General features: G+C 71.8%; 25 protein-coding genes. 22 read left to right on the top strand and 3 right to left on the bottom strand.

Annotated elements, in window-relative coordinates:
- The first annotated feature begins 3 nt into the window (after positions 1 to 3).
- Genes MON03_RS10005 through trmD form a run of 3 tightly spaced genes read left to right on the top strand, consistent with a single transcriptional unit; the run spans position 4 to position 1,526 of the window.
- Positions 4 to 240, top strand: coding sequence for an RNA-binding protein (locus MON03_RS10005; protein ID WP_022902329.1), 237 nt, complete (start codon positions 4 to 6; stop codon positions 238 to 240).
- A gap of 19 nt (positions 241 to 259) precedes the next feature.
- Positions 260 to 817 (top strand): ribosome maturation factor RimM, encoded by a 558-nt coding sequence (rimM, locus tag MON03_RS10000; protein ID WP_175329033.1) that lies wholly within the window; start codon positions 260 to 262, stop codon positions 815 to 817.
- A 4-nt stretch (positions 818 to 821) separates the two neighbouring features.
- Positions 822 to 1,526 (top strand): tRNA (guanosine(37)-N1)-methyltransferase TrmD, encoded by a 705-nt coding sequence (gene trmD / locus MON03_RS09995; protein ID WP_242088242.1) that lies wholly within the window; start codon positions 822 to 824, stop codon positions 1,524 to 1,526.
- A 315-nt stretch (positions 1,527 to 1,841) separates the two neighbouring features.
- Here trmD and map read toward each other — a convergent pair whose 3' ends face one another.
- Positions 1,842 to 2,633 carry a type I methionyl aminopeptidase gene (gene map / locus MON03_RS09990; protein ID WP_242088241.1) on the bottom strand — a complete coding sequence of 264 codons (792 nt, stop codon included), beginning with the start codon at positions 2,631 to 2,633 and terminating at the stop codon, positions 1,842 to 1,844.
- A gap of 178 nt (positions 2,634 to 2,811) precedes the next feature.
- On the opposite strand from map, the gene rplS reads away from it, so the two are divergent.
- The 9 genes from rplS to MON03_RS09945 all read left to right on the top strand — a co-directional run bounded on the left by rplS (position 2,812) and on the right by MON03_RS09945 (position 9,935).
- Complete coding sequence (rplS, locus tag MON03_RS09985) at positions 2,812 to 3,168, top strand: 50S ribosomal protein L19 (protein WP_022902325.1); 357 nt, start codon at positions 2,812 to 2,814, stop codon at positions 3,166 to 3,168.
- Between the two features lie 201 nt (positions 3,169 to 3,369).
- Positions 3,370 to 4,113 carry a signal peptidase I gene (lepB, locus tag MON03_RS09980; protein WP_242088240.1) on the top strand — a complete coding sequence of 248 codons (744 nt, stop codon included), beginning with the start codon at positions 3,370 to 3,372 and terminating at the stop codon, positions 4,111 to 4,113.
- Positions 4,110 to 4,814 (top strand): ribonuclease HII, encoded by a 705-nt coding sequence (gene rnhB, locus MON03_RS09975; protein ID WP_242088239.1) that lies wholly within the window; start codon positions 4,110 to 4,112, stop codon positions 4,812 to 4,814. Before lepB ends, rnhB begins: the two co-directional genes overlap by 4 nt.
- Positions 4,815 to 4,916: 102 nt before the next feature.
- Entirely contained in the window at positions 4,917 to 5,240 is a 324-nt protein-coding gene (locus MON03_RS09970) for a DUF2469 family protein (RefSeq protein ID WP_022902322.1), read from the top strand.
- Between the two features lie 92 nt (positions 5,241 to 5,332).
- Complete coding sequence (locus tag MON03_RS09965) at positions 5,333 to 5,683, top strand: histone-like nucleoid-structuring protein Lsr2 (RefSeq protein ID WP_022902321.1); 351 nt, start codon at positions 5,333 to 5,335, stop codon at positions 5,681 to 5,683.
- Positions 5,684 to 5,832: 149 nt separating this feature from the next.
- Entirely contained in the window at positions 5,833 to 6,195 is a 363-nt protein-coding gene (locus MON03_RS09960; protein ID WP_022902320.1) for a YraN family protein, read from the top strand.
- Positions 6,192 to 7,721 (top strand): YifB family Mg chelatase-like AAA ATPase, encoded by a 1,530-nt coding sequence (locus MON03_RS09955; protein ID WP_242088238.1) that lies wholly within the window; start codon positions 6,192 to 6,194, stop codon positions 7,719 to 7,721. The genes MON03_RS09960 and MON03_RS09955 overlap by 4 nt, the downstream gene beginning before the upstream one ends.
- Complete coding sequence (gene dprA, locus MON03_RS09950; protein WP_242088237.1) at positions 7,718 to 8,965, top strand: DNA-processing protein DprA; 1,248 nt, start codon at positions 7,718 to 7,720, stop codon at positions 8,963 to 8,965. The genes MON03_RS09955 and dprA overlap by 4 nt, the downstream gene beginning before the upstream one ends.
- Positions 8,966 to 8,981: 16 nt before the next feature.
- Positions 8,982 to 9,935, top strand: a complete 954-nt coding sequence (locus MON03_RS09945; protein WP_242088235.1) for a tyrosine recombinase XerC — start codon at positions 8,982 to 8,984, stop codon at positions 9,933 to 9,935.
- Positions 9,936 to 9,948: 13 nt separating this feature from the next.
- On the opposite strand, the gene MON03_RS09940 is transcribed toward MON03_RS09945, so the two are convergent.
- Positions 9,949 to 10,335: a M23 family metallopeptidase gene (locus tag MON03_RS09940; RefSeq protein WP_242088233.1), complete on the bottom strand. Its 387-nt coding sequence runs from the start codon at positions 10,333 to 10,335 to the stop codon at positions 9,949 to 9,951.
- 872 nt (positions 10,336 to 11,207) lie between these two features.
- On the opposite strand from MON03_RS09940, the gene MON03_RS09935 reads away from it, so the two are divergent.
- The 10 genes from MON03_RS09935 to MON03_RS09890 all read left to right on the top strand — a co-directional run bounded on the left by MON03_RS09935 (position 11,208) and on the right by MON03_RS09890 (position 20,062).
- Positions 11,208 to 12,650 (top strand): sugar porter family MFS transporter, encoded by a 1,443-nt coding sequence (locus MON03_RS09935; RefSeq protein WP_242088231.1) that lies wholly within the window; start codon positions 11,208 to 11,210, stop codon positions 12,648 to 12,650.
- Positions 12,651 to 12,974: 324 nt separating this feature from the next.
- Positions 12,975 to 13,886: a 30S ribosomal protein S2 gene (gene rpsB / locus MON03_RS09930; protein ID WP_175329042.1), complete on the top strand. Its 912-nt coding sequence runs from the start codon at positions 12,975 to 12,977 to the stop codon at positions 13,884 to 13,886.
- An 80-nt stretch (positions 13,887 to 13,966) separates the two neighbouring features.
- On the top strand, positions 13,967 to 14,794 hold the full coding sequence (gene tsf / locus MON03_RS09925; RefSeq protein WP_022904071.1) for a translation elongation factor Ts: 828 nt from the start codon (positions 13,967 to 13,969) through the stop codon (positions 14,792 to 14,794).
- A 111-nt stretch (positions 14,795 to 14,905) separates the two neighbouring features.
- Complete coding sequence (pyrH, locus tag MON03_RS09920; protein WP_242088230.1) at positions 14,906 to 15,625, top strand: UMP kinase; 720 nt, start codon at positions 14,906 to 14,908, stop codon at positions 15,623 to 15,625.
- A gap of 46 nt (positions 15,626 to 15,671) precedes the next feature.
- Positions 15,672 to 16,226 (top strand): ribosome recycling factor, encoded by a 555-nt coding sequence (gene frr, locus MON03_RS09915; RefSeq protein WP_022904072.1) that lies wholly within the window; start codon positions 15,672 to 15,674, stop codon positions 16,224 to 16,226.
- Positions 16,226 to 17,251 (top strand): phosphatidate cytidylyltransferase, encoded by a 1,026-nt coding sequence (locus tag MON03_RS09910; RefSeq protein WP_242088229.1) that lies wholly within the window; start codon positions 16,226 to 16,228, stop codon positions 17,249 to 17,251. Before frr ends, MON03_RS09910 begins: the two co-directional genes overlap by 1 nt.
- 120 nt (positions 17,252 to 17,371) lie before the next feature.
- Positions 17,372 to 17,920 (top strand): DivIVA domain-containing protein, encoded by a 549-nt coding sequence (locus MON03_RS09905; protein WP_022904073.1) that lies wholly within the window; start codon positions 17,372 to 17,374, stop codon positions 17,918 to 17,920.
- Between the two features lie 61 nt (positions 17,921 to 17,981).
- Complete coding sequence (locus MON03_RS09900; RefSeq protein ID WP_242088228.1) at positions 17,982 to 18,986, top strand: aggregation-promoting factor C-terminal-like domain-containing protein; 1,005 nt, start codon at positions 17,982 to 17,984, stop codon at positions 18,984 to 18,986.
- 12 nt (positions 18,987 to 18,998) lie between these two features.
- Positions 18,999 to 19,301 (top strand): Rv1322 family protein, encoded by a 303-nt coding sequence (locus MON03_RS09895; RefSeq protein WP_242088227.1) that lies wholly within the window; start codon positions 18,999 to 19,001, stop codon positions 19,299 to 19,301.
- Positions 19,298 to 20,062 carry an alpha/beta hydrolase gene (locus MON03_RS09890; RefSeq protein ID WP_242088226.1) on the top strand — a complete coding sequence of 255 codons (765 nt, stop codon included), beginning with the start codon at positions 19,298 to 19,300 and terminating at the stop codon, positions 20,060 to 20,062. Before MON03_RS09895 ends, MON03_RS09890 begins: the two co-directional genes overlap by 4 nt.
- Before the next feature lie 112 nt (positions 20,063 to 20,174).
- Here the strand turns inward: MON03_RS09890 and MON03_RS09885 are convergent, their stop codons facing one another.
- Positions 20,175 to 22,055 (bottom strand): coiled-coil domain-containing protein, encoded by a 1,881-nt coding sequence (locus MON03_RS09885; protein WP_242088225.1) that lies wholly within the window; start codon positions 22,053 to 22,055, stop codon positions 20,175 to 20,177.
- Positions 22,056 to 22,119: the final 64 nt, after the last annotated feature.

Here is a 22,119-nt window from a genome sequence, read left to right as displayed (position 1 = left end):
TCCTTGCTCGAATCCGCGCTGACGCACCTCGTCAAGGGGATCGTCGATCACCCGGACGACGTGCGCGTCGCCAGTTCCACCTCCGCGCGGGGCGAGGTCCTCGAGGTGCGTGTGCACCCCGAGGACCTCGGCCGCGTGATCGGTCGCGCCGGACGGACCGCAAAGGCGCTCCGCACCCTCGTCTCGGCTCTCGCCGACGGCAAGCGGGTGCGGGTCGACGTGGTCGACACCGATTCCTAGGGAGACGACCCAGCTCCGGGTGGGTCGCATCACGAAGGCGCACGGGCTCAAGGGCGGCATCAAGCTCGAGCTCTACACCGACGACCCGGATCGTCGGTTCACGTCCGGAGCGACGTTCACGCTCCAGGTCCCGGATGACTCCCCGTGGTCGGGCAAGACCATCACGCTGGACGAACTCCGCTGGTACAACGGCCACCCCGTCGCCTTCTTCGAGGGCATCGAGGACCGCACCGCTGCTGAGACCCTCGCGCGGGCGATCCTCTGGGTCGAGCAGGACGCCGACGCCGAGACCGGCGAGGACGACGCCTGGTACGACCACCAGCTGGTCGGCCTGCGCGTCCTCCGCGACGGCACCGAGGTCGGGACCGTGGCCCGTGTGGACCACCTGCCTGCGCAGGACCTCCTCGCCATCGACACCCCCGAGCGCGGCGAGGTGCTCGTGCCGTTCGTCTCGGCCATCGTCCCCGCCGTCGACATCGCGGCCGGCACGATCACCGTGACGCCGCCGACCGGGCTGTTCGAGGACCCCGAGGACACCTCGCGCCCCGAGACGGTCACGCCGACCGACCAGGGGTAGCGCCGTGCGCATCGACATCGTCACGATCTTCCCCGAGTTCTTCTCGGTGCTCGACGTCTCACTGCTCGGGAAGGCCCGGGTCGACGGTCTGCTGGACCTGCACGTGCACGACCTGCGGAACTGGACGACCGACCGACACCGCACCGTGGACGACACCCCGTACGGCGGGGGAGCGGGCATGGTCATGAAGCCCGAGCCCTGGGCAGAGGCGCTGTCGTCGATCCTCCGCGAGGACGGGTCGTCGACGCTCGTCGTGCCCACCCCCGCCGGGACCCCGTTCACGCAGTCCATCGCCCGTTCGCTCGCGGCGACCACTGAGCACCTCGTGTTCGCCTGCGGGCGCTACGAGGGGATCGACGCCCGCGTGTTCGAGTGGGCTGCCTCCCGCTGCTCGGTCGTGGAGCTCTCACTGGGCGACTACGTGCTCAACGGCGGCGAGGTCGCCGCCATGGCCATGATCGAAGCGATCGGGCGGCTCGTACCCGGCGTCGTCGGCAACCCCGAGTCGCTCGTCGAGGAGTCCCACGAGGACGGCCTGCTCGAGTACCCCTCGTACACGAAGCCCGCGTCCTGGCGTGGCATCGACGTGCCGGACGTCCTGCTCAGCGGGCACCACGCCCGCGTCGCCGCCTGGCGGCACGACCAGCAGGTGGAGCGCACGCGGCGCGTGCGGCCGGACCTGCTGCCCGACGCGGAGCGCGCCGAGTAGCCGCCTTCGCGCTGGCCCGAGTCTCGGGCTGCGCGACACTCCTCGCGCCCAGCTGCCCGAGGAGTGTCGCTCACCGCGAGTCTCGGGGCGTCAGCGGTGCGGTTCGGTGCTGCGCACCATCGGCCTGGCAGGCGCGGTGCCAGGCCGCACCGTGCCTCCAGGCGGTCGTCTGGCCGCGTCCTCGACCCGGCCGCCCGGCGTGACCGAGCTCGGGCAGGGCGACAGTCCTCGGGGCTGGCGCCCCGAGGACTGTCGCTGCACGCGAGTCGCGGGGTGGGTAGCAGCCTCGTGCTGCGCGCGAGGCTGCGAGGCGCGTCAGGCGGACGCCACCTCGCGCTGGGCGCGACGCAGGGTCAGGACCTCGGGACCCGCGTCGGTGACGGCGACCGTGTGCTCGACGTGCGCGGCGCGCGAGCCGTCAGCGCTCTTGAGCGTCCAACCGTCGTCGTCCTGGTAGAGCTCGTCCGTGCCCTGCATGAGCCACGGCTCGATCGCGACGACCAGTCCGGGCCGGAGCTTCAGGCCGCGGCCTGGTCGACCGTCGTTCGGGACGTGCGGTTCGCCGTGCATGGTCCGGCCGACGCCGTGCCCGCCGAACTGCGTGTTGACGTCGTAGCCGGCGTCGTGGGCGACGTGGCCGATCGCGTACGAGACGTCGCCGAGCTTGTTGCCGACGCGGAACTGCTCGATCCCGGCGGCGAGGGCGGACTCGACCGTCGCGATGAGTCGCTGGTCGTCCTCACGGGGCGTCCCGACCTGCACGGTCACGGCGGAGTCGGCGACCCAGCCGTCGAGGCTCGCGGCGAAGTCGAGGCTCGCCAGGTCGCCGTCGACGAGCACGCGGTCGTACGGCAGGCCGTGCAGCGCGGCGTCGTTCACCGAGGTGCAGAGGTGCTTGCCGAACGGGCTCTTCCCGAAGGACGGGTGGTAGTCGACGTAGCAGCTCACCGCCCCGCGCTCGCCGATCATCCGTGCGGCGACGCGGTCGAGCTCGAGCAGGTTCACGCCGACGTCGACCGTGTCGAGGAGTGCGTCGAGAACGTCGGCGACGAAGCGTCCGGCGGCGCGGAGCCCGTCGAGTTCGGCGGGCGTGCGGAGTTCGATCATGGGTCCATCCTGCCGGGAGCGTCCGTCGTTTTGTGTCCTGCTCCCGGTGTGGCAAGATGGGACGCTGTGCCCTGGCTGGACTCTGCCACGGGGGAGTCGCCGACACCGGGCACAACCACACACGTTTCCGAAACCGATCCGCGGCGACCCGTGCGCGTCCGCAGAGAGTGAACCCATCATGAGCCAGCTCCTCGACCACGTCGACGCAGCATCGCTGCGCACCGACGTCCCCGACTTCCGTCCCGGCGACACCATCAAGGTGCACGTCAACATCATCGAGGGCACGCGCTCGCGTATCCAGGTCTTCCAGGGCGTCGTCATCGCGCGTCAGGGTCACGGCCTCGGCGAGACCTTCAAGGTCCGCAAGGTGAGCTTCCAGGTCGGCGTCGAGCGCTGGTTCCCGGTGCACTCGCCGATCATCGACCACATCGAGATCGTCACCCGCGGTGACGTCCGTCGCGCGAAGCTCTACTACCTGCGCGAGCTGCGCGGCAAGGCCGCCCGTCGCAAGATCAAGGAGAAGCGCGACGCCTGATCGCCTTCACAGTGGGTGGCCGCGAGCCGGACGCCGCTGACGGGCCCTCGTCCATGTACGGTTGTGCGTGGACGAGGGCTCTTCCTTTTCCCGGCGTCCTCGGGTCTCCCGGTGTCGGCTCCACCAGGTGTCGGCACCTGCCGGCATGACCGGGTGGAGGGCCGCAGTCCGCCGGGGGAGCCTGCACGATCGAGAGTGGAAATGACGGACACGACCAAGGAACCGGGGCTCCGGCCGCGCTCGGCGAAGAAGCGGAACGGTGTCCTCACCTTCCTCCGTGACCTCCTCATCATCTTCGTCGCGGCGCTGCTCGTGTCGTTCCTCGTCAAGACCTTCCTGATCCGGTCGTTCTACATCCCGTCGGCGTCGATGGAGAACACGCTGCAGATCAACGACCGTGTCATCGTGAACGAACTCGTTCCGGACGTCGTGTCGCTCAAGCGCGGTGACGTCGTGGTGTTCAAGGACCCGGGCGGCTGGTTGACCGGGTCGGACGTCCCGAAGGTCGCGCCGACGACCCCGGTCGGCAAGGCCGCCGACTGGGTGCTCACGCAGATCGGCCTCGGGACCGGTGACAGCGACGACCACCTGATCAAGCGGGTCATCGGACTCCCCGGCGACACCGTGTCGTGCTGCAACGACCTCGGGCAGATGTCCGTCAACGGCGTTCCGATCAAGGAGCCGTACCTCAAGCTGCCAGCGGGGGCCCCGGCTTCCGCGACCGACTTCTCCGTGACCGTGCCGAAGGGCACCATCTGGGTGATGGGCGACAACCGCAACGACTCGAAGGACTCCCGGTACAACGGTGACACGCCCTCGAAGGGCTTCGTGCCGCTGTCCGACGTCACCGGCCGCGCGTTCGTGATCTCCTGGCCCACCAGCCGGTGGACCTGGCTGAACGACTACCCGGACGTGTTCGCCGGCGTGGAGGAGCGGGACCGGTGACCGCGGTCCGCCCCTCGCTCCGGGTCGAGAAGCGGCTGCTCGGCTCCGGCCGCGTGACCGTCATCGGGATGGACGAGGTGGGCCGTGGCGCGATCGCGGGACCGGTGGCGGTCGGCGTCGCCGCGGTCACGGTCGACGTCGGCCGGGTGCCGCAGGGCCTCGCCGACTCCAAGCTGCTCTCCGCGTCGCGCCGGGACGCCCTGGTGCCGGTCGTGCAGCGCTGGGCGCCGACCGCGGTGGGCATGGCGTCAGCCGAGGTCGTCGACCGGCAGGGCATCGTGCCGGCGCTCGGACAGGCGGGAGCCGCAGCACTCGCGCGGCTGGTGGCGGGCGGTGTCTCGCTCGACGGCGCCGTGGTGGTGCTCGACGGGTCCTTCGACTGGCTCAGCCGCGCGGTGCCAGCGGCGCTCCTGGCCGGTGTCGACCCGCTGGACGTCGTCGTCCGGGTGAAGGCGGACCGGGACTGCGCCTCGGTCGCTGCGGCGTCCGTGGTGGCGAAGGTCGCCCGAGATGCGCTCATGGTCGCCGCGCACGAGGACGCTCCGCACTACGCGTGGGCATCGAACAAGGGCTACGGCTCGACCGCGCACTACGACGGCATCCGGAGCGCCGGTGCGCACGCGCTCCACCGCACGTCGTGGTTGCACCAGGCGTCGAGCGTGGCGCTGGACGGGTTCGAGGAACTCGGCGCGGTCGGCTGAGGCCGAGGCACGCGCGTCGCGGCGTCGGGGTGGGGCGCCGCTCGCGCGTCGCGGCGTCGGGGTGGGACGGGCCGTCGTGGTCGCCGTAGACTGTGGGACGCGATGGATGACGACGAATTCGACGACTACGACCGCGAGGTCGAACTTGCCCTGTACCGCGAGTACCGCGACGTCGTGTCGCAGTTCCGCTACGTGGTCGAGACCGAGCGACGTTTCTACCTGGCGAACGAGGTCGAGCTCGTCCGCCGGGACACCGAGCATGATTTCTACTTCGAATTGTCGATGACCGATGTCTGGGTGTGGGACGTCTACCGTTCCGACCGGTTCGTGAAATCTGTTCGAGTCCTCACGTTCAAGGACGTGAACGTGGAAGAACTGACCACGCGGGAACTCGAATTGCCGAAGGAACTCGCGCTCGACGAGTGACCATTTCCGGGAATCACCGGCGCGGAAGTGACGGAGTGCATTCCTTTCGGATACCGTGATCGGGAAAGACTTTCCCCGATCAAGGAGTCGCAATGGCACAGAAGGTCACCGTCCAGCTCGTCGACGACCTCGACGATTCGCCCATCACCGCGGGCGAAGGCCGCACGGTCGAGTTCGCGTTCGACGGTTCGACGTACGAGATCGACCTCTCGAACGACAACGTCGACAAGTTCCGTGAAGCGATCTCCGACTACGTCGCCGCCGCGCGCAAGGTGAGCGGACGTCGGTCCGGCGGCGCGACCGCGTCGAAGCCGGCGCCGAAGCGCGGCAACTCCGAGGAACTCGCGAAGATCCGCGAATGGGCGAAGGACAACGGCTACGAGGTGTCGAGCCGCGGGCGCATCTCCACGCAGGTGCAGGAGGCCTACGCCGCCGCGCACTGATCCCCTGCCGAAAGGGACCCGGACGACCTCGTCCGGGTCCCTTTCGTCATTCCTGCACAGCGGCCATGGCTGAAGTGGTCCTCCACAGTTCTCGATCGTGTCCATCGGACCGATCCGGTGGTGCGTGAACCTGTTCCGCGGAGGCGGACATGGAACACGGAACAACGGCACGACTCGGCGTCCACGGGGAATCCCTCGCGGCGGACTGGCTCCGGCAACGGGGATACCGGATCGTCGAACGGAACTGGCGGTGTGCTCGCGGCGAGGTCGACATCGTGGCGTGGGACGGGGACACGCTCGTCTTCGTCGAGGTGAAGACCCGCGCGGGTGCGGCGACCGGGCACCCGTTCGAGTCGATCACCGCGACGAAGCTGACCCGACTCCGACGGCTCGTCCCGGCGTGGTTCGATGACCACCCGGACGTCTCCGCTCGAGCGGTCCGGATCGACGCCGTCGCCGTGCACGTCGACGGTCCGCGCAGTGCGGTCGAGCTCGTGGTGGGTGCGCTGTGACCGACATCGGACGGGCGTCGGCCGTGGCGCTGCTCGGGGTGACCGGGCGCCTGGTCGAGGTCGAGGCGCACCTGACCAGCCAGCTGCCGGCGTTCCGGATCATCGGGCTCCCGGACACCTCACTCGGCGAAGCCCGTGAGCGGGTGCGATCGGCTGCGGCGAACGCGGGTTGCCCGTTGCCAGCCCGCCGCATCACCGTCAACCTCACGCCCGCAGCCGTCCCGAAGCGCGGGTCCGGGTTCGACCTCGCGATCGCGATGGCGGTGCTCGCCGGGGCCGGCGCCGCCCCGCGCACGTCGGCACGCACCGTCTACGTCGGCGAGCTCGGCCTTGACGGCCGGACCCGTCCCGTGGTCGGGATCATCCCGATGCTGCTCGCGGCGCGGGACGCGGGCGCGGAGCGTGTGGTGGTCCCCGCGGGCAACCTCGACGAGGCCCGGATCGTGCAGGGCATCGCGGTCGCGGGCGTCGACTCGTTGCGGGCGGCCGCGATCGATGCCGGTGCGACGCTCCCGCCGGTCGAGGTCGAGCCGGTCCGGGTCGCGGTGGGGCCGCTCGACCCAGCTGATCGGCCGGAGCCGGAGCTGGCCGAAGTGGTGGGGAACGCGATCGGCGTCCGGGCGGTCCTCGCGGCCGCAGCGGGCGGTCACCACGTGCTCATGCTGGGGCCGCCCGGGGCTGGCAAGACCATGCTCGCCGAGCGGCTGCCGGGCGTCCTGCCGGACCTCACCGACGAAGCTGCCCTCGAGGTCGCCTCGATCCGGTCGGTCGCCGGGCACGGTGCGCGGTCGTGGACACGACGGCCGCCGTGGGAAGCTCCGCACCACTCGGCCTCGGCCGTGGCGCTCATCGGTGGCGGCAGCGGCGTCATCCGCCCCGGAGCGGTCTCGCGGGCGACGCACGGCGTGCTGTTCCTCGACGAAGCACCCGAGTTCCCCCGAGCGGTCCTCGACGCGCTGCGGCAGCCGCTCGAGTCCGGGCGCATCGCCGTGCACCGCTCCGCCGGCGCGGTCGAGTTCCCCGCACGGTGCCAGGTGGTGCTCGCCGCCAACCCCTGTCCGTGCGGGCACGCCGGGATCGCGCACGGCACACCGTGCGAGTGCTCGGCGAGCACGGTCCGGCGGTACCTGGCGCGACTCTCCGGCCCGCTCCTCGACCGCATCGACATCCGTGTGCAGATCCCACGTGTGACCACGGCCGCGGTGCGTGCCGCGGACGACCGTGCGCCCACGACCGCGGAGGCGCGGGCCGTGGTCCTGGCAGCGCGAGACCGCGCGAGCACCCGGCTGCGCGGTACGGGATGGACCCGCAACGCCGACGTCGCCGGGACGTGGCTCCGTCGTGACGGCACCGGCGCGCCCGGGTCCACGAAGGCCATCGACCGAGCGCTCGACCTCGGCACGATCACCATGCGCGGGTGGGACCGGATCATGCGGCTCGCCTGGACGCTCGCCGACCTCGCGGAGGCGGACCGCCCGACCGCCGAGCACGTCCAGGACGCCCTCGCGCTGCGGAGCGCGCTGTGACGCCGCACGGAGAGCCGGGACTCCTCGAGGCCGTGCTCCGGGCGACCGGTTCGCGTGACGTGGACCCGGTCGTGGCCTGCACCCGTGTCGCCTGGTCGGTCGTCGCTGAGCCCGGGGACGCGATCGCGGGCGGACTCGTCGAGGGGCTCGGTCCCGCCGCGGCGTTCGAGGGGGTCCTCGGCGCCGTCGACGACGGGATCGGCGGGCTCCTCGCGCTCTGCGTCGAACAGGGTGTGGCGGGGACGGACGACCCGACGGGCTACGGCCGGGCGCTGACGAAGGCCGTCGAGCGGTGGCGTCCGCGGCTCGCCCACGCGGACGTCGGGGCCGTGCTGGCCGCAGCGGACGCCGTCGGAGCGCGCCTGCTCCTGCCCGACGGACCGGCGTGGCCGCGGGCGGTCGACGACCTCGGGCACCATGCCCCCCTCGTGCTGTGGAGCCGGTCGTCGCACGGCTCCGTCGCCGACTGGGGCGACCCGCCGGCGGTCTCGGTCGTGGGGTCGCGCGCGAACACCGTCGCGGGTTCCGAGGCCGCGGCCGACATCACGTCGCGGACGGCGGACGCCGGGTGCGTGGTCGTGAGCGGGGGAGCCTACGGCATCGACGCCACCGCGCACCGCGTGGCGATCGCGGCCGGCGCGACGACCGTCGCCGTGCTCGCGGGCGGCGTCGACCAGCTGTACCCGGCGGGCAACGTCGAGATGCTCCGGGGCGTCGCCCAGCGGGGTGCGGTCATCGCCGAGTCCCCGCCGGGTACCCGGCCCTCGCGCTGGCGGTTCCTCGCTCGGAACCGGCTGATCGCCGCGCTCGGCGACGTCACGGTGGTGGTCGAGGCGGGTGCCCGCTCGGGGGCACTGAACACCGCACACCACGCCGGGCAGCTCGGGCGGACGGTGTTCGCGGTTCCCGGGGCGTTCTCCTCGGCCGCGTCGGTCGGCTGCCACCGGCTCGTGGCGCAGGGCCGTGCGCAGCTCATGGTGCACCCGGACGAGGCCGCGGCAGCCGCGGTCGAGCACCGGGGCGGGGAGGTCGCGCTGCCGTCGGCGACGCCGCTGCTCGTGCACGACGACCCGGACGTCCTCCGGGTGCTCGACGCACTCGGACGTCGATCGCTGTCCGTCGACGAACTCGCTCGGCGCAGCGGGCTGTCGGTCGCGGACGCGACGGACGCGCTCGCGTTGGCGCAGATCCAGGGGCTCACCCAGCACGGGGTCGGCGGGTGGTCGCGGACGGCGGCACGGTGAGCCGTAGCCTGGGGCCGTGGCGGACGCGAGCGGCAGGGACCTCGACCGGGCGGTCGACGCGTTCCTCGGGTACGCCCGGCACGCGCGGGGGCTCAGCGAGCAGACACTCCGCGCCTACGAGAACGACCTCGAGCAGTTCGTCGGGTTCGCGCGCGGACGTGGGGCGGCCAGCGTCGACGACGTCTCACTCGAACTGCTCCGCGACTGGCTGTGGGAAGCAGATCAGCGATCGCTCGCGCGCTCCACGATCGCGCGGCGGTCCTCCTCGGTGCGGGCCTTCACGCGGTGGGCGAGCGAGAGCGGGGTCGTGCCGACCGACCCCGGCGTCCGGCTCCGGGCGCCGAAGGGAGCCTCGCACCTCCCGCGGGTGGTCACGGGCGACCAGGTGCGGACGATGCTCGACGGGCTCGCGGCCAGGGCGGAGACGGACGATCCCGGTGCGTTGCGTGACCTGGCGGTCGTCGAGCTCCTGTACGCCGCGGCGATCCGGGTGAGCGAGCTCGTGGGGACGAACGTGTTGGACGTCGACCGGAGTCGGCTGACCGTGCGGGTGCTCGGCAAGGGCGGGAAGGAGCGGGTCGTTCCGTTCGGTGTGCCGGCGCGGGACGCCCTCGAGGCCTGGCTCGACCGCGGGCGTCCGGTCCTCGCAGCACGCCGGGCCGCTGCCGCTGCCCCTGCCACTGCTGACGCCGAGCGGGCGCTGTTCCTCGGGGACCACGGCGGCCGGCTCGGGACGCGGAGCGCCTACCGGATCGTCGCCCGGCTGTTGGAGGACCTCCCGGGCGAGGGACCAGCGGGGCCGCACACCTTCCGGCACACCGCGGCGACGCACCTGCTCGACGGGGGAGCGGACCTCCGCGCGGTGCAGGAGATGCTCGGGCACGCGAGCCTCGGGACGACCCAGATCTACACGCACGTGTCGTCGGCGCGGCTCCGCGAGGTCTACCGCACCGCGCACCCCCGGGCCTGACGCCCGCGGCCGATCATCCCGGCCAGGCCGACTCCGGGAGCAGCACGGGCCACTCGGCTGCGGGCAGGAACGGCGTCGGGTCGGTGTACCTGCCGTCGAGACGTGCGCCGAGGTGCACGCACGGCGCGGCGGCCGGACAGTGGCCGACCGTCACCGTCCCGACGGGACTGCCCTGGTCGACGTCGTCGCCGGCGGACACCGAGGGGAGCACCGAGTCCAGCGTGCTCACGAGGCCGTGGCCGTGGTCGATCGACACCACGGTCCGGCCGCCGACCTGGCCCGCGAACGACACGGTCCCCGCGGCCACCGCGACCGCCATCGCGCCGACCGGCGCCCGCACGTCGATGCCCCGGTGTCCGGCGGCGTAGTCGTCCGACGGCGCCTCCCACGGACGTGTCACGACCCTCGAGCCGGTCGGCCACACCCACATCGCGTTCCCCTCCCGGACCGACCCGGCATCGGCGCCGCTCCCGTCGGGAGCGCCGGTGGCGGTCGGCGATCCGGAGCGCGCGACCGTCGGCGCCCCCGATTGCGCGACCGTCGGCGATCCCGAGCGCGCGACCGTCGGCGCCCCCGACTGCGCGACCGTCGGCGATCCCGACCGCACGCCTGTCGACGACCCGGTGCCGACTCCCGACGACACCGCTCCCGTACTCCACACCGCGCCCGCGACCACCACCGCGCCGAGCGCCGTGCCCGTGATGGGCCCCACCAGCGCTCGCAACCGAACTCCCATCCGCCGATCGTGGCGTGTCGAGCCGACCACGCGGCGGACCCGGCGCCGCCTGTGGAGGGTGCGCCGAGCCTCCCGGCCTGTGCAGGGACGACAGTCGGACTGTGCCGCGTGGACACGCCCGCGAGGAAGCGCGCCGCGCGGGACGCCGCACGCCCGACGGCAAGCGCGCCGCGCGGGACGCCGCACGCCTGACGGCAAGCGCGCCGCGCGGGACGCTGCACGCCCGACGGCAAGCGCGCCGCGCGGGACGCTGCACGCCCGACGGCAAGCGCGCCGCGCGCGACGCCGCACGCGCGCCGGGTGAGCGGCCGCCTGCGCACCGCGCGCGACGGAACACCAGTCGATCAACGCGCGCTTCGTCGAAACGCGCGCGCTTCGACGAAGCGCCCCCCGACCGCGAACCGGTTATGACCACACGCCGCCCGAGGAGTACAGTCGGGGCCGCTCCGGACCACGCAACGCCGCTCGGACGGCGAACCAGCCGACCGCCGGGGCACCGTGCGCCACCCAGCACGGCGGCAAGAACCTGGAGCACCGTGTCGAACACGTCCACCCAGCACGGCGAGGACCGTGCGTTCAAGGGGAAGGTCACCCTGTTCGCCATCGCGGCGGCGGTCGGCGGCTTCCTCTTCGGATTCGACTCCTCCGTCATCAACGGAGCCGTCGACGCGATCAAGGGCGAGTTCGGCCTGTCCGACGCCGCGAGCGGCTTCGCGGTCGCCTCCGCCCTGATCGGCTGTGCGTTCGGCGCCTACTTCGCCGGCCGCCTCGCGGACCGCTGGGGTCGCACCCGGGTGATGTTCTGGGCCGCCGTCCTGTTCTTCGTGAGCTCGATCGGCAGCGCGTTCGCCTTCGCCACCTGGGACCTCGTGGTCTGGCGGCTCATCGGCGGCCTCGGCATCGGGACCGCGTCGGTCATCGCGCCGGCGTACATCTCGGAGGTCTCGCCGAAGGGCATCCGAGGTCGTCTCGCCTCGTTCCAGCAGCTCGCGATCACCCTCGGCATCTTCGCCGCCCTGCTCTCCGACCAGCTGTTCGCCGTCACCGCCGGTGGCGCGTCCGAGCAAGTGCTGGGTCTCGCGGCCTGGCGTTGGATGTTCCTCGTCGGTGTGGTCCCGTCGGTCGTCTACGGCGTGCTCGCGATCACGCTGCCGGAGTCGCCGCGCTTCCTCCTCGCGAAGGGCCGGAAGGACGACGCCCGCGGCGTCATGGAGAAGATCGTCCCCCGCGACACGGTCAACACCAGCCTCGAGGAGATCCAGGACGGCATCGAGAAGGAAGCCAACGAGAAGAAGGGTTCCATCCGGGGCAACCGCTTCGGCCTGCAGCCGATCGTCTGGGTCGGGATCATCCTCGCCGTGCTGCAGCAGTTCGTCGGCATCAACGTGATCTTCTACTACTCGACGACGCTGTGGCAGGCCGTCGGCTTCAAGGAGGAGCAGTCGTTCCTCATCTCGACCATCACCTCGGTCGTCAACGTCGCGGTGACGTTCATCGCGATCTTCACGGTCGACAAGCTCGGCCGGAAGCCGCTGCTCGTCGCCGGGTCCTCGGGCATGTTCGTGTCGCTCGCGATGGTCGCGATCGCGTTCTCGCAGGCGACCATCGTGAACGGAGAGCCGCAGCTCCCGGGCGCCTGGGGCGTCATCGCGCTGATCTTCGCGAACCTGTTCGTGGTGTCGTTCGGTGCAACGTGGGGTCCGCTCATGTGGGTGCTCCTCGGCGAGATGTTCCCGAACCGCATCCGGGCCACGGCGCTGGGCGTCGGGTCGGCCGCGAACTGGATCGCGAACTTCCTGGTCACGATCACGTTCCCGGTCCTGTCCGGGTTCAACCTCACGGTCACCTACGGCATCTACGCCCTGTTCGCGCTGCTGTCGCTCTTCTTCGTCATCAAGAAGATCCCGGAGACGAAGGGCCGCTCGCTCGAGGAGATGGGCATCACGGCCGAGGGTGAGACGGTGGACGCCAAGGCCTGACGCACCAGCGTCACCACCGGCCGGGAGGCGCGGTGCGGGTCCGTCCCGCACCGCGCTTCTCCCTGTCGGCACGGCCGACACGCCGCTGGCGCGTCGTGCCGGTACCGGCGACAGGGGCCCTGTCTGTTAGCATGTGTCCAGCAGCGCGCTGAGCGCGCTGACTTCGCGTGTCCACACGCACCCCACGGCCACCGGTCCCGCTCTCGCGAGCGGGCGGCCGTCCGGGGTGGGGCACCAGGGGCCACGACCACCGGTCGTGACCGACACAACCGCAACCGTGCACGCGGCTCGAACAGCCGCGCGCCGAGAACAAGGAGGGACGGCATGGCCGTCGTCACCATCCGCCAGCTGCTCGACAGCGGCGTCCACTTCGGACACCAGACCCGTCGGTGGAACCCGAAGGTGAAGCGATTCATCCTCGCCGAGCGCTCGGGCATCCACATCATCGACCTCCAGCAGTCGCTGTCCTTCATCGACCGCGCCTACGACTTCGTCAAGGAGACGGTCGCGCACGGCGGCACGATCCTCTTCGTGGGCACCAAGAAGCAGGCGCAGGGCTCCATCGCCGAGCAGGCGACCCGCGTCGGCCAGCCGTACGTCAACCAGCGTTGGCTCGGCGGTCTGCTCACGAACTTCCAGACGGTCTCCAAGCGCCTCGCGCGCATGAAGGAGCTCGAGGAGATCGACTTCGACGACACGACGAAGGGCTTCACCAAGAAGGAGCTCCTCATCAAGAAGCGCGAGCTGGACAAGCTCCACAAGACCCTCGGCGGCATCCGCAACCTCACGCGGACCCCGAGCGCGCTCTGGATCGTCGACACCAAGAAGGAGCACCTCGCGGTCGACGAGGCGCAGAAGCTCGGGATCCCGATCATCGGCATCCTCGACACCAACTGCGACCCCGACGAGATCACGTACCCGATCCCGGGCAACGACGACGCGATCCGCTCCGTCGGTCTCCTGACCCGCATCGTCGCCGACGCCGCGGCCGAGGGCCTCAAGACCCGCCACAACGGCGGCGACGAGGACGAGGCCGAGCCGCTCGCCGAGTGGGAGCAGGAGCTCCTCGGTGGCGAGCAGGCCGCGCCGGCCGCTGCCGAGGCGCCCGCCGCCGAGGCCCCGACCGCCGAGACGCCGGTCGAGGAGAACGACGCCGACGCGCAGGTCGCCGAGAAGGAGATCGGCGAGCCCGTCGCCGAGGCCTCCAAGAACGCGGACGCCACCTCCGCCGAGTGACATCCGGGGGCGTCGGACCGGACCGGTCCGACGCCCCTCTCCACGTCCCACACACGCAAGTCCAGAAAGGACTCCAGTCAATGGCAAACTTCACCGCTGCTGACGTGAAGAAGCTCCGTGACGACCTCGGCGCCGGCATGATGGACGCCAAGAACGCGCTCGTCGAGGCCGACGGCGACTACGACAAGGCCGTCGAGCTCCTCCGCATCAAGGGTGCCAAGGCCGTCGCCAAGCGCGACGACCGCGCCACCTCCGAGGGCATCGTCGTGGCCTCGGCCGCGAACGGCGCCGCGACCGTCGTCGAGCTCGCCAGCGAGACCGACTTCGTCGCGAAGAACGAGCGCTTCGTCGCGCTCGGCGACAAGGTCCTCGCGGCCGTCGCCGCCGCGGACGCGACCGACGTCGCGTCGGCGAACGCCGCCGAGGTCGACGGCAAGACCGTCCTCGACGTCGTGAACGAGGCCGCCGCGCAGCTCGGCGAGAAGATCGAGATCCGCACGGTCCGCCGTGTCGAGGGCTCGGCCTTCGAGATCTACCTGCACAAGACGTCGCAGGACCTCCCGCCGCAGATCGCCGTCGTCGTCGCCTACGAGGGTGACAACGCGGCCGAGGCCCGCTCGATCGCGCAGCACATCGCGTTCGCGAACCCGACGTTCCTCACCCGTGACGAGATCCCGGCCGAGGACATCGAGAAGGAGCGCGCGACCGTCGAGGCGATCACGCGCGAGGAGGGCAAGCCAGAGGCCGCCCTCCCGAAGATCGTCGAGGGTCGTCTGAACGCGTACCGCAAGCAGGTCGCGCTCCTCGAGCAGGACTACGCGAAGGACAACAAGATCTCCGTCGCGAAGGCCGCCGAGAACGCCGGCATCACGATCCAGGGCTTCGCCCGCGTCAAGGTCGGCGCGTAACGAACCCGTGACGGGGCTCGGAACCAACACCTGGTTCCGGGCCCCGTTTTTCGCGCGCCGTGGGGTGCGCGAGTAGATTCCCACGAGACATTCGACGAAGGGTGCGACCACATGACGAACGAGAAGACCGGACGGCGCCGCGTCCTGCTGAAGCTGTCGGGGGAGGCGTTCGGCGCCGGGTCGCTCGGGGTGAACCCGGACGTCATCAGCACGATCGCGAAGGAGATCGCGGCCGCCGCACAGGACGTCGAGGTCGCGATCGTGGTCGGCGGCGGGAACTTCTTCCGCGGGGCCGAGCTCTCGCAGCGCGGGATGGACCGCGGGCGTGCCGACTACATGGGCATGCTCGGCACCGTCATGAACGCGCTCGCCCTGCAGGACTTCCTCGAGCAGGCGGGAGCCGCGACCCGCGTGCAGTCAGCGATCAGCATGACCCAGGTCGCGGAGCCGTACATCCCGCGGCGCGCCGAGCGGCACCTCGAGAAGGGCCGGATCGTCATCTTCGGCGCGGGTGCGGGCCTGCCGTACTTCTCGACCGACACGGTCGCGGCGCAGCGGGCGCTGGAGATCGACGCGCACGAGGTCCTCGTCGCGAAGAACGGCGTCGACGGCGTGTACACCGCCGACCCGAAGAAGGACGCCTCGGCCGAGAAGCTGCACCACGTGACCTACCAGGACGCACTCCTCAAGGGCCTCAAGGTCGTCGACGCCACCGCGTTCTCGCTCTGCATGGACAACGGCATGCCGATGCACGTCTTCGGCATGGAGGGCGAGGGCAACGTCGCGGCGGCCATCCGGGGCGAGCGCATCGGCACGGTGGTCAGCAACTGACCTCGACCGCTGACTAGACTCGACGCAGTACCGAAGGAGAACCACCGTGATCAGTGATGTCCTGACCGAAGCCACCGAGAAGATGGCGAAGGCCGTGGAGGTCGCCAAGGACGACTTCTCGACCGTCCGCACCGGGCGGATCAACGCCGCGCTCTTCCAGAAGATCCCGGTCGACTACTACGGCACCCCGACGCCGCTCGCGCAGCTCGCCGGTATGCAGACGCCGGAGGCGCGCACCCTCGTGGTGACGCCGTACGACAAGTCCGCGCTCAAGGAGATCGAGCGCGCGATCGCGACGTTCCCGAACCTCGGCGCCAGCCCGTCGAACGACGGCGAGGTCGTCCGCGTGACGATCCCGGAGCTCACCCAGGACCGCCGCAAGGAGTTCGTGAAGCTCGTCCGCGGCAAGGGTGAAGACCACAAGGTCGTCGTGCGCAACATCCGTCGCAAGGCCAAGGACGACCTCGACGCGCTGAAGGGCGAGATCTCGGACGACGAGATCGCCCGCGCCGACAAGGAGCTCGACGTCGTGACGAAGAAGCACGTCGACCAGATCGACGACGCGCTGAAGAAGAAGGAAGCCGAACTCCTCGAGGTCTGATGCGTCGTCACGACCAGGGCGCTGAGCGCCCCACGACCGAGGAACCCGCCAAGCGCGGACTCCGACACGACCTCGACGCCCGGGCACGGGCCGCGCGGTCGGACTTCGACGCCCGGGCTCGGGCGGCGAGGTCCGACTTCGAGGCGTCGATCCGGCAGCGTCGGGCGGACTTCGACGCGCGGAACGAGGCACTGACGGCGCGGACCGGGCGCAACCTGCCGGCGGCGATCGGCATCGCGCTCGCGTTCGCGGTCGTCATGCTCGGGGCGCTCCTCATCTGGAAGCCCGCGTTCATGGTGGTCGCGGCGTTCCTGCTCGGCGTCGGCGTGTACGAGCTCGCGAGCGCCATGCGCTTCGCCGGGCGCGACGTGCCGCGGATCCCGAGCGTCGCCGTGGCGATCGCGGTCGTCCCGGCGGCGTTCCTGTTCGGTCAGGCGGCGGCGCTCTTCACGCTCCTCGGCGGCATCGTGCTGATCAGCGCCTGGCGGCTCGTCGAGGTCGCGACGGGCGGGACGAAGCCGCCTGCGGGGAACGTCGTCCGTGACCTGACGAACGGGTTGTTCGTGCAGGCGTACATCTCGCTGCTCGGCGCCTGCGTCGTCCTGCTCTCCGCACAACGGGACGGGCAGTTCTGGGTGATCGCGTTCATCCTCGTGGTCGTCGCGGTCGACACCGGGGCCTACGCGACCGGGCTCAACCTCGGCAAGCACCCGATGGCGCCGCGCATCAGCCCGAAGAAGACGTGGGAGGGCTTCGCGGGGTCGGTCGCCGCGAGCATCGTCGTCGGGATCATCGTGAGCTGGCTGCTCCTCGGACTGCCCTGGTGGACCGGGGTGGTCCTGGGTGTCCTGATCTCGGGCTCCGCGACGCTGGGGGACCTCACCGAGTCGATGATCAAGCGCGACCTCGGGATCAAGGACATCTCGTCGTTCCTCCCCGGGCACGGTGGGCTGCTCGACCGGATCGACAGCATCCTGCCGTCGGCCGCGGTCGCCTACGTGCTGTACCTCATCGTCAACCACTGAGGCGCGAGCGCGGTCCTGCGCCGCGAGCGCAGACCGCCAGCCGTCGGTCGAGCGCGAGCCTGAGCGCCCCCGTCCGCGCGTCCAGGTCGCACCAGGGAACGGTCCTGGCAGAATGTCGCCGTGGCCACCACCTTCCCGAACGCAGCACGCAAGACCCTCGGGTACGACGTCGACGAGGTCGAGCGCTTCCTCGAGGACGCACGTCGTGCCTACACGGCGAACGACACCGAGCCGGGTCTCGAGGCCGCGAAGATCCGGGCGACCGCGTTCTCGATGCGCAAGGGCGGCTACTCCACCGCGCACGTCGACGCCGCGCTCGAACGCCTCGAGGACGCCTTCGCCGCACGTGAGCGTGAGCGCGAGATCGCCTCGAGCGGCCAGAAGGCCTGGTACGCCGAAGCACGCACCAAGGCGTCCGACGTCGTCGCCCGCCTGGAGCGCCCGGACGGCCAGCGGTTCTCCCGGACGAGCTTCCTCGGCACCGGGTACCACACGAAGGACGTCGACGCCTTCGCCGAGCGGCTCGCGGGCTACTTCCGCGACGGCAAGCCGCTCAGCCTGACCGAGGTCCGGTCCGTCGTGTTCCGTCCGAAGCACGGCGGCTACCGCGAAGCACAGGTGGACGCACTCCTCGACGCGGTCGTCGAGGTCATGCTCGCCGTGCGCTGACGACGCGCGGGGTGACCGGTGCTTCGCTTTCCGTGATGCTTCCGTTATCCTGGTCGGACTCATGGGCAGGCACACGGCAGACTCCAGCTCCGACCGCGATCCTCGCGAGCACCTCGACCGCACGGTCTCGGGTGAGCGCCGCGCGGCACTGAACCGAACCCGCACGGTGGGCTCCTCGGTCCTCACCGCGGACACGTCGCTCGCGACGGCCGCTCCGCAGACGGTCCCCGAGGTCACCGGTCCGGTGGCGATCGCGCCGAAGTCGGTCGCGGCGAACCGGGTGTCCGACGCCTCGGTCGCGCACGCCGTCCCGCGGACGCCGGCCGACCCGCGCATCGTCAAGCAGCGTCGCGCGCGGGCCGTCGCGGCCCCCGCGCAGGACGCGCCGATGCGCGGCGTGAACTCGTTCATGCGCAAGCGTGCGACGATCCCGGCGCTGTCCTTCTTCGCGGTCTTCGGGTTCGTGGGCGGGTCCCTCTTCAACCCGATGCAGCCCGACGTCGCGCAGGCAGCGGTGCAGTCCGCCGTGCTCGCCAAGGCTCCGGCAGCCGCGCCCCAGCAGTTCACGCCGCACGGCACCTACGCAGCCTTCGACGCCGGGCGCGACGGCTACGACGTCACCGTGCCGAAGCCGAAGGTGACCAAGGCCCCGACGGCCGACGCGACCGCTGACGCCACGGCCACGGACGACACCACCACCGACGCGGCTGCGTCGACCCAGGTCTCGGCCACGAACACCCTCGCCGCCACCGCGGCCACGCCCGACCCGGGCAGCGCGCAGGCGATCGCCCAGCAGATGGTCTCCGCCCGCGGATGGGGGACCGACCAGTACAACTGCCTCGTCTCGCTCTGGAACAAGGAGTCCGGCTGGCGGGTCAACGCCTACAACCCGAGTGGTGCGTACGGCATCCCGCAGGCGCTCCCCGGCAGCAAGATGGCCTCCGCAGGCGCCGACTGGCAGACCAACCCGGCCACGCAGATCACCTGGGGTCTCAACTACATCTCCGGTGTCTACGGCACCCCCTGCGGTGCCTGGGCCCACAGCGTCGCCAACAACTGGTACTGATCGGCAGCCGGGGTGCCGCGGAGCAACCGGCCGCGGCGACCGCACGGTCGCGGGCCCGAACCCGACGAGGAGTCCGGCCTCGACCGACTCATGAGCGGCTGGAAGCGGACCGAGGTCCGGCGCGGCCGTGAGTACACGGTGCAGCCCGTCTCCGCCGCGTCGGCGCAGAAGGAGTACGTCTGCCCCGGCTGCGGCGGCACGGTGATGCCGGGCACCGCGCACGTCGTCGTCTGGCGTGCGGACGGCGTCCTCGGCGACGAAGCCGACCTGGCGTCCCGGCGCCACTGGCACAACCACTGCTGGAGCATCGCATGACCGTGCACCCGACCGACGACCCGACGCCGCAGGAGCCCGTCGAGATCCGCTCGGGCACCGAGCTGCCCGCTCGTCGGACCGACGTCGAGCTCGTGACCGACGACCACCTCACGCTCGTGGGGGAACTCGCGGAGCCGGACGGTCGGCCCGCTCGGGGCACGATCGTGACCCTCCACCCGCTGCCGACCGCGCAGGGGTTCATGGACTCGCACGTGCTCAAGAAGGCGGCCGCGCGCCTGCCGGCCCTCGCCGACATCGCGGTGCTGCGCTTCAACTTCCGGTCGGTCAGTTCCCCCCGCGGGACGTCCGAGGGCAGCTTCGGCGACGGTGTCTCCGAGGGCTTCGACCTCCGTGCGGCGGTCGCCGACGTCGTCGACCGCGGGCTCCCGACACCGTGGCTCGTCGGGTGGTCGTTCGGCACCGAGGTCATCCTCAAGCACGCCCTGGAGCACGTCCGCGCCGGCACCGTCGCGGGCGTCGTCCTGCTGTCGCCGCCGCTGCACCGCACCAGCGACGAGGAGCTCGCCGCATGGGCGGGCGCGGGCATCCCGGTCGTCGCACTCGTCCCGGAGCACGACGACTTCCTGCGCCCCGACGCCGCCGCAGCGCGGTTCGCGCTGGCACCGAACGTGCGCGTCGAGCCGATCGAGGGTGCGAAGCACCTGTGGGTGGGGGAGCGGTACGTGCGCATCGTCCTCGACCGCATCGCGGAACTCGTCGTGCCCGGGAGCACCCCGCTGCCGACGCACTGGCCCGCCTGACGGGCGCGGCGGTCGCTCGGGTCGCCCAGATGCATCGACGGTGCGGACGCGACCCCGGTACGGACGGGAGGCCCGTGGCGACGCCGCCACGGGCCTCCCGTCCGTCTCGATGTCAGCGCGCGTCGACGTCCTGGGGCTCGTCGGCGTCGGCGTCGTCCTCGGCGTCCGCTCCGGCGTCCGGCGCCTGGCGGACGGCCGCGAGCGCGCCCGGGTCGCCGAGGAGACCCGTGGCGTGCGTCAGCACGCCCCGCAGGTTCTCGAGGTAGCCGGCCACCGCGTCACGCTCGGTGCGGATCGCGGCGAGGCGGTCCTCCGCGTCCGCGACGATGCCCGCGGTCCGGGACTCGGCGTCCTCGACCATGCGGTGCACCCGCTCCTGTGCATCCGCGACGATCGTGCGTGCGTGCTCCTGCGCCTCGGCGGTGCTGGTGCGCTCGAGGTCGTCGGCCTCCTGCTGCAGGCGCTCCGCTCGCTCCCGGGCCTCGCTCGCCCGCCGGGTGGCCTCGGCGAGCTGCAGGTTCGCCTCGTCGAGGTACTTCTGCGTCTCGGTCACGGTCTCGTGGTGCTTCTGCAGGTACTCCTGCTCGGCGTCGTCGCGACGCGCGGCGAGCTCGGACTCGAGCGTCGTCCGGGCATCGTCACGCATCCGGGCGATCTCCGCGGCGGCTTCGTCCCGCTCGCGCACGAGGGCGGCCCGGGCGGTGTCGATCTCCTGCCGCAGTGCGGTGCGCTCGGCTTCGAGGGAGCCGATGTCCGCGGCACGGCGGTCGGCGATCTCGGTGTCGAGCTCGCCGTGTTCGCGCTCGCGTCGGGCGGCGAGCTCGGCCTCGTGGTCGCGCGAGGCCCGCTCGGCTGCGGCCTCGGCCTCGGCACGCTCCCGTTCGATGCGCGTCCGGTGCTCCTCGAGCTCGCGGGCGATGCGGTCCTCGGTCTCCTGCACGAGCCGCGCGTTCTCGGCGCGGGTCTGCTCCTCGTCGACGCGGAGCTGGGCGCGGGCGGCCTCGACCTCCTGCTCGAGGGACGTCCGGGCGGTCGCGAGTTCACGCTCCCACTCGGCGCGCGCGGCGGCGAGCTGCTCCTCGGTGTCGCGGCGGCGGTCGGCGAGCTCGGTGTCGAGGTCGGCACGGCGGCGCTCGACCTCGGCTGCGAGGTCGGCGCGGCCGGTCTCGAGCTCGAGGGCGTGCACGCGCTGCTGCTCGTCACGCTCGTGCTGCCAGGCCGCGCGGGCCTCGGTGAGTTCGCGCTCGAGCGCGGCGCGGCGCTCGGTCTCCGTGCGGTCGAGGTCCTCGACACGACGGGCGTGGTCGGCCTCGAACACCGAACGGCGGTGTTCCGTCTCGCGGTCGAGGTCGGCCGCGGCGGCCCGGGCGTCGGCGGACTCGCGGTGCGCGGTCTCGCGGAGTTCGGCGACCTCGTGCTCGACCCGCGCGCGGAGGGCGTTGGTCTCACGGATCGCGACCGAGCGGACCTCGGCGGCCTCGGTGACGGCCGCACCGCGGACCGCGGCGCCCTCGTTGCGCGCGTCCTGCAGCAGGAGACCGGCCTCGGCACGGGCGCGCTCGACCGTGTCCGCGGCCTCGGCCCGGGCACGGTGGAGTTCGTCGGTGGCGCGGGCACGGGCGTCCTCGAGGGTCTCTCGGGCCTCCTCCTTGGCTTCGCGCACCAGACGGTCGGCTTCCGCACGGCTGGACGCACGGAGGCGCTGGGCGTCGATGTCGGCCTGGCTGATCAGGCGGGTGGACTGCTCCTCGGCGACGCGCAGGGTCGACTCGAGGCGGGTCCCGAGTCCGCTGTACGTCGGGGTGCCGGCCTCGTCGAGCTCACCCTGGAGGTCGGCGACGCGCGACTGCAGCAGACGGATCTCCTTGGCGGCGTCCGCGCGGTCCTTGTTCGACTTGATGAGCTCGCGGCGGAGGTCCCCGAGGGCACGGTCGACCTCGTCGCGGCGGTACCCCCGCAGTTCCGAACCGAACTCTGCCTCGTCGTTCGCCACGTGTCGCTCCTGGTGCTCGCCGGCGGACCCGTGCGGCCCGCGGGTCGATCGTAGCGTGGGCCCG

Source organism: Curtobacterium sp. DN_7.5, from assembly GCF_022655355.1.
Classification (GTDB): domain Bacteria; phylum Actinomycetota; class Actinomycetes; order Actinomycetales; family Microbacteriaceae; genus Curtobacterium; species Curtobacterium luteum.
Note: the sequence above shows the minus strand (reverse complement) of the source record. Positions and strands in the feature narration are given on the sequence as shown.

Excerpts from the sequence above, each read along its gene's own strand:
- MON03_RS09960 (WP_022902320.1), top strand. The coding sequence starts at position 5,833 with ATGGAACACGGAACAACGGCACGACTCGGCGTCCACGGGGAATCCCTC.
- map (WP_242088241.1), bottom strand. The coding sequence starts at position 2,633 with ATGATCGAACTCCGCACGCCCGCCGAACTCGACGGGCTCCGCGCCGCC.
- rpsB (WP_175329042.1), top strand. The coding sequence starts at position 12,975 with ATGGCCGTCGTCACCATCCGCCAGCTGCTCGACAGCGGCGTCCACTTC.
- MON03_RS09970 (WP_022902322.1), top strand. The coding sequence starts at position 4,917 with ATGGATGACGACGAATTCGACGACTACGACCGCGAGGTCGAACTTGCC.
- rplS (WP_022902325.1), top strand. The coding sequence starts at position 2,812 with ATGAGCCAGCTCCTCGACCACGTCGACGCAGCATCGCTGCGCACCGAC.
- tsf (WP_022904071.1), top strand. The coding sequence starts at position 13,967 with ATGGCAAACTTCACCGCTGCTGACGTGAAGAAGCTCCGTGACGACCTC.
- MON03_RS09890 (WP_242088226.1), top strand. The coding sequence starts at position 19,298 with ATGACCGTGCACCCGACCGACGACCCGACGCCGCAGGAGCCCGTCGAG.
- MON03_RS09900 (WP_242088228.1), top strand. The coding sequence starts at position 17,982 with ATGGGCAGGCACACGGCAGACTCCAGCTCCGACCGCGATCCTCGCGAG.
- MON03_RS09965 (WP_022902321.1), top strand. The coding sequence starts at position 5,333 with ATGGCACAGAAGGTCACCGTCCAGCTCGTCGACGACCTCGACGATTCG.
- lepB (WP_242088240.1), top strand. The coding sequence starts at position 3,370 with ATGACGGACACGACCAAGGAACCGGGGCTCCGGCCGCGCTCGGCGAAG.
- MON03_RS09910 (WP_242088229.1), top strand. The coding sequence starts at position 16,226 with ATGCGTCGTCACGACCAGGGCGCTGAGCGCCCCACGACCGAGGAACCC.
- pyrH (WP_242088230.1), top strand. The coding sequence starts at position 14,906 with ATGACGAACGAGAAGACCGGACGGCGCCGCGTCCTGCTGAAGCTGTCG.